The sequence below is a fragment of the Anoxybacillus sp. LAT27 genome, assembly GCF_022030075.1.
Classification (GTDB): domain Bacteria; phylum Bacillota; class Bacilli; order Bacillales; family Anoxybacillaceae; genus Anoxybacillus; species Anoxybacillus kestanbolensis.
Genome location: NZ_JAIWYK010000069.1, coordinates 1 through 11,987, shown reverse-complemented (window position 1 = coordinate 11,987; position 11,987 = coordinate 1). Strand labels below are relative to the sequence as shown.

6 protein-coding genes and 1 pseudogene are annotated in these 11,987 nt (G+C 42.5%); 5 read left to right on the top strand and 2 right to left on the bottom strand.

What is annotated here, in order from left to right; genetic code table 11:
* The first annotated feature begins 56 nt into the window (after positions 1-56).
* From LD028_RS06355 to LD028_RS06335, 5 genes and pseudogenes are all read left to right on the top strand, one after another.
* Positions 57-446: a hypothetical protein gene (locus LD028_RS06355; protein ID WP_237811309.1), complete on the top strand. Its 390-nt coding sequence runs from the start codon at positions 57-59 to the stop codon at positions 444-446.
* Position 447: 1 nt separating this feature from the next.
* Positions 448-819 (top strand): type II toxin-antitoxin system RelE family toxin, encoded by a 372-nt coding sequence (locus LD028_RS06350; RefSeq protein ID WP_237811308.1) that lies wholly within the window; start codon positions 448-450, stop codon positions 817-819.
* 186 nt (positions 820-1,005) lie between these two features.
* A pseudogene (locus LD028_RS06345) lies at positions 1,006-1,386 on the top strand (transposase); the annotation flags it as partial.
* 88 nt (positions 1,387-1,474) lie between these two features.
* Complete coding sequence (locus tag LD028_RS06340) at positions 1,475-1,714, top strand: hypothetical protein (protein WP_237811307.1); 240 nt, start codon at positions 1,475-1,477, stop codon at positions 1,712-1,714.
* 233 nt (positions 1,715-1,947) lie between these two features.
* Positions 1,948-7,971, top strand: a complete 6,024-nt coding sequence (locus LD028_RS06335; RefSeq protein ID WP_237811306.1) for a pullulanase X25 domain-containing protein — start codon at positions 1,948-1,950, stop codon at positions 7,969-7,971.
* A gap of 33 nt (positions 7,972-8,004) precedes the next feature.
* On the opposite strand, the gene LD028_RS06330 is transcribed toward LD028_RS06335, so the two are convergent.
* Together LD028_RS06330 and LD028_RS06325 are read right to left on the bottom strand one after the other, a co-directional pair.
* Positions 8,005-9,843: a stalk domain-containing protein gene (locus LD028_RS06330; protein ID WP_237811305.1), complete on the bottom strand. Its 1,839-nt coding sequence runs from the start codon at positions 9,841-9,843 to the stop codon at positions 8,005-8,007.
* Positions 9,844-9,929: 86 nt separating this feature from the next.
* Positions 9,930-11,852 carry a 5'-nucleotidase C-terminal domain-containing protein gene (locus LD028_RS06325; protein WP_237811304.1) on the bottom strand — a complete coding sequence of 641 codons (1,923 nt, stop codon included), beginning with the start codon at positions 11,850-11,852 and terminating at the stop codon, positions 9,930-9,932.
* Positions 11,853-11,987: the final 135 nt, after the last annotated feature.

Sequence of the window (11,987 nt, the reverse complement as noted above, 5' to 3'; positions counted from 1 at the left end):
AAATTATGTGTATAATATAGATAATAATGCATATACTAAAGAAAGGAGGATGGAAAGTGGGTGTTCATACATTGCCAAAAGAACAATATCCTATTGCTAACACAAACACATTGAATTTTTTGAAAACGAATGTTTTAAGTGTTACGGATCTTTCTAGAACTAAAAAATTATCAGAGATACTGGATCGTTTTTCAAATGGAGTCTCAGATGAAGTATTTGTTATTCAAAATGCAAAAAAGAAAGATGCACTGGCTGTAGTTGTTGATATAGATTATTTTGAGCAGTTGCTTCAAATAAAAGAAGTTGTAGAAGAAGCACTTGACCAAATTGTTATGGAAGAGGCATATGCACGTAAGAATAAACCTGTAAATCAAACTTTATCAGATATTTTTGATGAAGAGGATATTAATGTAAACGAACTAATGAAATTATTAGAGGAAGATTGATGTGAAAACGCTTGAAGATTTGCAGGAGATTATTTTAGAAAAATATAATGTTGAACTGAGGTTTGTTGAGGATGTAAAGCAGGATATTAAAGCGATTAATAAAGGACATAGACAAACCATTTTATTAGAAATTTTAAGAAGGGCAAAGCAAGGTCCCCTATTTAAGCCGGATGGAGTTGCTGAATCGTTACATGGGGACTTGCATGGTTTTGCAAAGATTAAGTCGAAGTCACTAAATATTAGAATTATTTATCGCCCGGTTGAAGGACAGCCGATAAGGATGGAAATAATTGCGATAGGTCCTCGTGATAAAGAAAAGGCATATCGAATGGCTGCGGAACGTTTACAAAAATTCTTCATGGAAATGGGGTAGCATGCCTGCCACGCCCCGAAGATTGTCGAAGATTGATAGAAACAGAGAGTCACGTGGCTCTCTGTTTTTTGTTGCGAACGTGGTTACGTGCCAGTCGTCCAGAGAGAGAAATTTTTCTTTTGATGCAGGATTTTCGCTGTTTTTGTCAAAGAAATGTGTGGAAACACTTTAAAAGGGGTGAAAAGTGTGGGTCGGGCAAGGCGGATATGGGTGCCACATTTGTTTTATCACATTGTGTGCCGTGGAAATCGGCGTGATCCGTTGTTTAAAGAAGCAAATGATTTCCGCGCGTTTTTGTATATCCTCGAACAGCTTCATGAAAACATTCCGTTTGAACTCGCTTCGTATTGCCTTATGACGAATCATTTTCATCTTCAACTTCGCTCACAACAACAATCCATTTCCAAAGTCATGGCACTGGTTAACAAACGATACGCCAACTATTACAATACACGTTACGGATTAACCGGTCATGTGTTTGAAAAGCGTTACTTCAGTAAAATCATTGACGATGACGCAGGGATGTTAGAAGTCGGTCGCTATATCCACCTCAACCCTGTCGAGGCGCGTAACGAGAGTAGCTTTTCGCGAAATCGGGCGCGATGAACAAGGAAGGAAACAGTCTTGTAAGTTTTCTGTAACGGTGTTAAGTATGGTGCGAGTGATTCGAATGGCGGAAGAAAGAGCGAGAATCAATGAAAGCCAGCAGGCAATAAAAAAATATTTAAGCGCAAGATTAGGATTGGAAAGTAAACCGATGCAAAATAAAGTAGATCGTATTACAGATTTGTATTTGTTGCATCATTTGCTAGACGGTTTATATCGAGCAGAGAAGAAGGAAGAAATGGATGATTTAATTGATATCGTATTAGAAAAACAAAAGAATATGATGTAGGGTATATCAAGCCCAAATAGAATGTTGATATGGAGTAGTGGAATGTGAAGCGGGTTTACGATCATGGCGAATGAGAGTATTATAAATACACGAAAAATTCAAAATTTTTATTGAAAATTCTTCTTTTTTTATGTACGATACTTAGTAAGTGGGACCGTTTGTCACCCCCTTACTATACCCCTTTGTGCAAACGGTTTCACTTTTTAAGCAATTTAAAAAAGGAGGAAAAGATCGTGGGGAGAAGATGGAGAAAGCAGGTTGCTTATTTCTCAATCTTTTTGCTTCTCGTACAGCTGTTTTCGTTTAGTGCAACCGTTAGCGCTAATGAAAACGTGCAAAGCCCTGTCGTAAACGGAAATGATGTGACATTCCGTTATGTCGGGACAGGGGAAGAGCAGTCTGTCCTCTTGGCTGGGTCGTTTAACGATTGGCAAACGGATGGAGACAAAAAGATTGAATTAACAAAAGAAAGTGACCGCATTTGGTCTGTAACAAAAACGCTTCCAGATGGAACGTATATGTACAAGTTTGTTGTGGATGGAAAGTGGGTGGTTGATCCGTTAAATGTCAATCAAGCTGATGACGGGTATGGCGGAAAAAATAGCGTCGTCGTTGTCGGCCAACCTGTCGAACAACAACGAACCGTCACGCTTGTTGGGAACTTACAAGATGAATTTGGACATACAAGTGAATGGGATCCGAAAGCGACTGCTACGATCATGACGCATGAAGGTAATGGATTGTACACATTCACAGGAACGCTTCCAGCAGGAACGTATGAATACAAAATTGCCATAAACGGTAGTTGGGATGAAAACTACGGCGCTGGGGGACGTGGTGGTAACAACATTGCACTTACGTTACAACAAGAAACGGAAGTGACGTTTTATTATAACGATCGTACACATGCGATTGCCGATTCGACATGGTATACACCGATTCCAAAAGAAAAACAACCACGGTTAGTTGGAACGATTTTGCCTGCGATCGGCTATGAAACAGAAGTCGATGGTTGGACGCCAGAAACGTCAACAGCATTTCTCGTCGATGATAATTTTGACTCCATTTATACGTTTTCAGCACGTGTACCAAAAGGAACATATGAGTATAAAGTAGTGTTAGGGAATAATTGGAGTGAGAGTTACCCACAAGATAACGCAAAGTTGAATGTGCTAGAAGAAACGAGCATTACGTTTTTCTTTGATGCGAAAACAAAATCTGTGTATACAGATTACAGCCCAACAGGCTCAGATGGAGCGGTACAAAAAGATCGATTGAAACATAACACATGGGACTCTTTATATCGCCAGCCGTTTGGTGCGGTGAAAGTGAGAGAACAAGTTACGCTTCGATTAGCTGCGAAAAAAGGAGATGTAACAAAAGCGAGCTTATATGTAAAAAATACGACAACTGGAACAGCGAAGTTATATTCCATGAACAAAGTCGGTGTCATCGGTGAAGATGAATATTGGGAAGCAACGTTTAAACCAGATGACAAAGGGTTATATGGCTATAAATTTATCGCGATGGACGGCTCTGCCAAAGCAGAATATGGTGAAGATACACAAGAAGGTCAATGGGGACGAGCAGTCGATAAAAATGCCGAATTGTTCCAGTTGACGGTATATGATTCAAGCTATAAAACGCCAGATTGGATGAAACAGGCGGTTGTTTATCAAATTTTCCCTGATCGTTTCTTTAACGGCAATCCAGACAATGACGATGCCAAATCGAATGCACGAGGAAATGAACCAATTGAACATCGCGAATGGTCGCAACTTCCAGATAATCCACGCATGAAAGGGACAGCTGGATATGATGGCGATGGCATTTGGTCGAACGACTTTCTCGGTGGGGATATTGCAGGAATTGAACAAAAGCTTGATTATTTACAATCTCTTGGGGTTAATACGATATATTTAAATCCGATTGCTAAAGCGCCGTCAAACCATAAATACGATGCGAATGACTACAAAGAGCTTGATCCAATGTTTGGAACGCCTGAAGAATTTCAATCATTTGTGCAAGCGGTTGCATCTCGTGGTATGCACTTAATTTTAGACGGTGTATTTAATCACGTATCAGACGATTCCATTTATTTTGACCGCTATGGAAAATATCCAACCGTCGGAGCATACGAATATTGGTCGGCTGTGTATGATTTGATGAATGAAAAAGGATTATCAGAAGAACAAGCTCGTGCTCAAGTTGAACAAAAGTTTAAAGATGAAGGGCAAGAGTTTAGCCCATATGGTTTTCACTTATGGTTCAACATTGAAAACGAAAAAGTAAACGGTGTGTACAAGTATCAATCGTGGTGGGGATTTGATAGTTTACCAGAATTCAAATCAATTCTCGGCAATAAAGTAAAGTATGCGAGCGAGTTAAATAACGAACAGCTTGCAAATTACATTTTTTATGAAGACGATTCTGTCGCCAAAAGCTGGATTACGCGCGGAGCTTCAGGTTGGCGCTTAGACGTTGCGAATGAAGTCGATACAGAGTTTTGGCGCGAATTTCGTAAAGAGTTGTTGCAAGGTGACTACGACCGTGGTCCAACGCTTAAAAACGGGGAGCAACCGTTAATTCTCGGTGAAATTTGGGATGATGCGTCAAAATACTTCCTAGGCGATCAATATGATTCAGTGATGAACTATCGTTTCCGTGGCGCTGTGTTAGACTTTTTACGAAATGGGAAAGCGGAAGATATTGATGCCCGATTAACAGCGATTCGTGAAGATTATCCGGAGGAAGCGTTTTATGCGCTCATGAACTTAATTGGTTCACACGATACAGCACGCGCTGTTTTCTTACTTGGAAACGGAACGGATTCATACGAACGTGCTGAACTTGATCCGAATTATAATGAAGAACTCGGTAAAAAACGGTTAAGACTTGCTGCTATTTTACAAATGGGTTATCCAGGTGCGCCGACAATCTACTATGGTGATGAAGCAGGAGTGACAGGTTCGAAGGATCCGGACGATCGTCGTACGTACCCGTGGGGAAGTGAAGATGAGCAGTTAATTGCACACTATCAGAAAGTAGGTGCTATTCGTACCGCGCATCAAAACGTATTAGCAAAAGGTACAATTGAGACGGTGTATGCGAAAGGAGACGTATACGTTTTCGCTCGTCAATATGAAAAAGACGTCGCGCTTATTGCGGTAAACCGCGGCAATAGTGAACAAACGGTTGAGTTGGATGTCGCTTCACTTATTCCAAATAGCATCAAATTAGTAGATGAACTACATGATTCGTATGATGTAACCGTAACAAATGGAAAAGTCACATTACGTGTTCCAGCAATGGACGGTCGAATGTTATTTGGAAAAGTAACTGTCGCTCTTCCGAATGAAGTAACGAATGTTCAAGCGACATCGGGCGTTGGTCAAGTGATGTTAACGTGGGAAGGCGATGCACCAACGTACCGTATTTATCAATCTACATTAAAAGGTGCAGGTTATGAGCTTGTGAAAGAAACGAATGAAAAGACAGCTGTGATAGACAATTTGAAAAACGGTACCGCATATTACTTTGCGATTACAGCTGTCGATGAAAATGGGAATGAGTCCATGAAAGTAGAAACAAGTCGCGTTGTCCCACATTATCCATTATCAGAAGAGAACGTTGCTTTACTTTCCGAAGTGAACGGTGGAGTGCTCGATTTAGCTACTTCAATTACGGTGGAAGCAAAAGCGCAAATTGCTGATGTAACGAAACATGGGTTAGCTGACGGTTTACAAGCTGTTTTACAAGTGAAAAAGCCGAATAGCGACAAATGGGAAGACATACAAGCAACGTACGACCGACAAGATGGCGATGCGAATGTATTCCGTGCATCGTTCACTCCGCTACAAGCAGGAACGTACACGTATCGTTATGGATTTACGACAAATCTCAGCGATGATTGGGTGTACACAAGCGAAAAAACATTTACGCTCACCGCAAATACAGAAGATGTGCAAGCACCTGCCAAGGAGATTCAACTTGTTCAACCAGACGTTGAATCCGGTCAAGTGAATTTAACGTGGTCGTTCGTAGATCGAGATGACAATGATGCCTATATGCTTATCATTGAGCGTGATGGTCAAATCGTCCATACAACAACGGATATCCGCACATCATTTACTGATTATGATGTTGAAAACGGAAAAACATATACGTATGTTGTAAAGTTGTATGACCGTGCTGGCAACGTTGTCGCATCAAATGACGTGCAAATTACGCCAGACATCGTGATGGTTCAAGTGACGTTTAAAGTGAAAGCACCAAGCTATACGCCGTTAGATACGCGCATTACGATTCCGAATAGCATCAACGGTTGGAATACAGGTGCATGGGAAATGACGCGCGGTGGAGCGGTCACACCTGACTGGGAGTTTACGACAGAGCTTCAAGAAGGGGAAACGATTATTTATAAATACGTTAAAGGTAGCTCGTGGGATCAAGAAGGGCTAGCTGATCATACGCGTGACGATCAAACAGATGATGACGTCAGCTACTACGGTTACGGTGCGATTGGCACAGATTTAAAAGTGACTGTGCACAATCAAGGTAACAACAAAATGGTCATTCAAGACTATATTTTACGTTGGATTGATATGCCTGTCGTTGTTGAAGATGTCACCAAAGACGGTGATCGTGTGACGATTAAAGGAAATGCGATTAAAGATGGTGTATTAACAATTAATAAAGAGCGTGTAACAATTCAAGACGACATGTCATTTACGTACACGTTCACACCACCAGCAAACCAAAAAGAAATAGCGATTCACATTGAACCGTCTGAAAGAAGCAAATCCGACATTTTCAAAAATGACGGTGGTGCGATTGCGAAAAATACGAAAGATTACGTATTAAACCTCGACACAAAACAATTGCGTGAAGGGGTATTACAAGAAGATACGGGTAGCGGTACAACACCGGGTAGCGGCACAACACCAGGTGGTGGCACAGCACCAGGCGGTGGCACAACACCAGGTAGCGGCACAACACCAGGTAGCGGCACAACGCCAGGCAATGGCACAACACCAGGGAAAGTCGAAAACGGTGCAGTTGTTTTACAACCACAAGTAGAGACGAAAGAAAAAGATGGAAAAGTCGTAGAGAGAGTTGCGACCGTTTCGTCAAATGAAGTGGCTTCTATTGTTAGCACACTTTCAAATGAAAATAAACAAGTTGTCGTCTCTCTTGGTTCGCTTGCAAAAGGTGTGACTACAAAAGTAGATGTACCAGCTACATTGTTTACACAGGCGGCAAATAAGCAAGGAGAAGCAACGATTGTGAGTGCAACTGAGCAGGCGACATACAAATTGCCAGCAAAAGAAGTACAAGCGTCTCTAGCAGCGATTGCAAAAACACTAGGTGCAACAGTCGAACAAGTAAACATCTCGATCGAAATGAAAGTAAAAGATGCTCCACAACTACGTGCGAAAGCATTATCTGATGCAGTAGAGTTTCATGTTGTGGCGAAGGCAAACGGAAAAGAACAAGTGATTGATCGTTTTACTCAATATGTTGAACGAGAAATCGTATTAAAACAAGCGGTGAACGCAAGTCGTTCTATTGTAGTGCGCGTAAACGATGACGGTTCCATTACACCTGTACCGACCACATTTGTTGGCAACAAAGCGGTCATCAAGTCATTGACGAACTCGACATACGTCGTCGTTGAAGGAACACATACATTTGGCGACATCGAGCAACATTGGGCGAAAGGATATATCGAAACATTGGCAGCTAAACAGCTTGTGAAAGGTATGACGGAAACAGCATACCGACCAAATGAGCAGATGACACGTGCCCAGTTTGCTGTGTTGCTTGTACGTGCATTAGCATTGCCACATGAAACATATGACGGTCGATTTGCCGATGTAAAAGGCACAGAATGGTTTAACAAAAACGGTGAATTAGCGGCTGCAGTCAAACTAGGTATCATTCAAGGAAAAACAGCCAATACGTTTGCGCCGAATGAGCCAATCACTCGCGCGCAAGCAGCAGTTATGATCGAGCGAGCATTGAAACTTTCGTTTGTTGGCTATGATGAGGCAACAAATGACAAAACGAAAAAGGTAACAGATTTCCGCGATGCAAAACAATTGCCAACATGGGCAAAACAGGCGATTGAAGCAGTATACCAAGCAGGAGTCATGCAAGGACGGGATAATGGAAGTTTTGATCCTACGAGCCATATGACGCGCGCCGAAATGGCGAAAGTATTAGCGGAGTTTTTAGGAAAAGTAAAACTGATGTAACGAAAGGGAGGCCTCCGATATGGAAGCCTCCCTTTACTTCACCGTCGAAACTTCAAGCCCAAGCGGCAGCGCGGCTCCGCCTGCATGCATCAGTTCAAGTGAAAGAACGTCTTGGTTTGAGAAAACAGTATAATCGATATAGGCCGATTGGGTAATCGGTTGAAGCGGCGGGATGAGATAAACAACACCGTTTATTTTCACAGCTCCACAATAAGCCCCGCCGCGACCGCTAAAACGAAGGCGAATCGTTTTTATTTCCCCTGTTTCATTTTGAATCGGAAGCGATAGACGGTATGTTAAGCCGTAATGCCCTGGATTGTGTACGGTTTCGCTCGCATGGCTTAATGCATTGGCTACTGAAAGTAAATGGTCCGTTTTTCCGTTTGATATACTGTAAGCAACAGGTTCACCATCGATTGTATATGTCGGCAATGTTGCTTCTAATGTCGTTCCTTTCCATACGCCGCGCGGATGGGTTGCATAAGAGTCAATCGGTGCGAGCGTAGGAGAAATGGTTGAAAAATTAGCTGCTGCATTTGTTACCACCGTGCGAATACGATAATTTGCTATGCCGCTTTCTTGTTGGACGGTAAAGTCATATAAAAATCCGAGCAGTTGGTTGTTTGAGATGTCAAATGCTTGAATGACCGCGCTCGTTCCTGCTTTCACTTTTACTGCTTGAGCAGTTGCGAGCGATTGGCGCAATATCGCTTCGGCAAGTGGCAACCCGACATCGTAATGCCCCCAGCTATTTGGACTTGTGCGGTATGTCCCTTTTATATTCGTTACTATTATGTCGTTTGCTGAACGATTATCAATAATCATTGCGACAGTGACGCGCGTGCCTAAGTTATTGACGTGCCAGCCAAACACGCGATGGTCCATTGCTTGAAATGATCCTTGCACGTCGTCAAGCGCTAATGTTGCTTGTCCAAGCGGCACAGTAGTAGCAGTTAACACTTCTGGATTGTCGCTTATTAATAGACGCCGTCCATCTGCCATGCTTGGCGTTGTGACGTGTTGTGGAACAGTAATGGGAGCTTCGGTAATCGGTAGCAATGGACTACGAAACGTTGTTCGTGGGATAGAGAAACATAAATCGTTATTTCCGTTGCGAGTCATTTGTGCACCAAAAACAGTCATCACCCATGAAGCCGATACGTACCATTCATCGTTTAGTCGAATGGGTGCAAGCGGTGCGACGATTTCATGATCATCAACGACTAATTGTTTTTTTCCTGCTGTAATTGTCATTTGTCCGCGAGATAAGCGAATGCGCATCGTCTCATCTGTTTCGATCCAGTCGACATTGACATCAATGGCCGTCAGTAATTTCTTTAAAGGAATATATGTATATACTCCATCGGTCATGGCGTTGTTTGTTATTTTCGTTTCGTTTACGTACACCGCCCCGGCACTTGTCTGGAGAGTTGACCAAGAGAGGCGCACCTCTTTTCCTGTCCATTGCACATTCGCATCGAGCGCTTCAGCGATAAAACGAATCGGTACAAGCGTGCGTCCTTTGTAAATGATCGGCGGGGCATCAAGTGTAACGGTTTGATCGTTGATGGTCGCTGTCGATGATTGAACGGTAAGAAAAATGACCTTTTTGTTTTTTTGAACGGTCACTTGTTTTGTATTTGCATTCCAAAAAACATTCGCTTCTGTTGATTGGGCAATTGCTCGAAATGGCACAAGAATACGATTGTTCACCATGATCGGCGAAGTATCTGTTTGTAGCACTTTCCCGTTTGAGATGATGGGGATACGTACCGTTCGAACATTTGTCGCCTCGGCGGATGTCGCCATAGTGGAAATACTAACAAAGGCAACAAGTACATATGTAATCATTTTTTTAAACAAAACTACCACTCCTTCCTAGCACATTATACCATACGATTTCCTTTTGTCACGTATTTTGGAATTTGAAGTAAAAAAGACGCCCATTTGGACGTCTTTTATTGACTAACGACTGTAATTCTACCTTCTACCGTTGGAATTGGTTTTTGTGCTTGTAAGTAGTTCATGACGACTGTACTTAACAATTCACCGCTATCAAATTCGATGTTGCTTGCGGCGAACATATCGTAACCGTCGCCACCTTTGGCGATAAAGTCATTTGTTGCGACAGTATATGTTTTCGTTTCATCAAGCGGTTGACCGTTCACTTCAACAGACGTTACACGAGATCCAGCTGGTTTCGTGGCATCGAATGTGAAGCGAATGCCTGAGACATGCGGGAAGCCCCCGTTTTGTTCAGGGTAGAGACGCACGCCGTGTTCAAGCGCTTTTTTCAAGTCTGCGCCACTCATTGATACTTTCACAAGTGTATTGGCAAAAGGTAATGTTGTTAGCACGTGATTGCGTGTGACCTCTCCTTGTGGAATAGAAGCGCGAATGCCCCCACCGTTTGTTAGTGCCACATCCGTTTGAAGTGCTTGGCGCATCGCATCAGCGATAAGGTTACCAAGGTTCGTTTCTTTTGTGCGCACGTTTGCGCGTTCTCCATCTAAGTTCACATGAACTGTTGCGATCACTTGTTGTAGTGTGGAGTCTGTCGTATTTTTGTACGTGTCTACGATGGAACGGATCGCAGCATCTTCTTGTTTTGTCGCATGATCGCGATATAAGAAACCGTTGACGCCGATCAGTTTACCTTTATAAAACAATAAATTTGTTTGTCCGAGCGCTTTTCCGTATTCGAACGCTTGCGAAACGTATGCGTATTTAAACTTTTTTGGCGCTTCAATCGTATCGTGGCTATGACCGCCGAGAATGACATCGACACCCGATACGTTGTTTGCCAGTCTTTCATCTGTTTGTAAACCAGAGTGTGATAGGACGACAATATGGTCGACTTTTCCTTTTAATTCGCTCACAAGTTGTTTTAACGTCGCTTCTTCATCAGCGAATGTGATGCCGACGATGCCAGCAGGGTTCGTTTTGACTGCTGTGTCTGTCGCGGTTAAACCGACAAGGGCAATTTTTTTATTGCCGACTTGCTTAATTGTATAAGCAGGTAAAAACGGTTTCCCGTCTTTGTAAATGTTTCCGCTGACGACTGGGAATTGAACGGCTTGCTTTAGCTCAAGCAAACGATTTTGACCGTAGTTGAAATCGTGGTTGCCTGGAACCATCGCATCGTATTTCATCGCATTCATTAAGTCGACGACAGCTTGTCCACTATTTAAGTTGACGTATGTCGTACCGTGGAACGTATCGCCTAAATCGACAAGGAGTGTTTGTTTATTTTTTTGACGCGCATCTTGGGCGATTTTTGCGATTTTAGCAAAGCCCATTTCGCCGTTTTTTTCGTTCGCAATAATGCGGCCATGTGTATCATTTGTATGAATGAATGTAATTTTTTCAATGTTTGTTTCGTATCGTTTTAAAATCGCTTTCGTTTGTTCAGCTGTGAGCCATTGTTGCGGTCGAATTGTTTTGTCGCTATATCCTTGAAGTAAGCCGAGGTGAAGGGCTGCAGCGAGCGATTGTTGTGCCCAAGGTTTTGTTGTTGCTCCGTCTTTGTACAATTTAAAGACGTTCGTTGCGTAATGATGGCGAAGCTGTAACGAGCGAATGAGAAAGACATACGCTTGTTCACGCGTTATTTTTTCGTTTGGTGCAAATGTCGTTTCTGTCTTTCCAGTTGCGATGCCAAGACGAATGGCCGCTTCGACGTAAGGTGCAAGTTGTGGATCGACATCTGTAAATGGAAGATCTTTCGCTTCGCTTTTGATATCAACACCGAGCGTTGTGATGAGCTGTTGCACAAACTCCCCGCGCGTGACATATTCGCTTGCTTCCGATGCTTGTGGTTGGAGAACAAAGGCAACAGCAAACATACAAGCAAGCATCATCCATTTTTTCATTTTGTGCATCTTTTTTCCTCCTCTATGTAATTTTTACTCTATTAAATTATAACAAGTTTTTTCGCTAAAATGTGGCTCTTCACCACAAGTTGTACTTGATCATTGAAGATCGGTGTGCATAGAGAAAATAGAGAGTACAAAAAA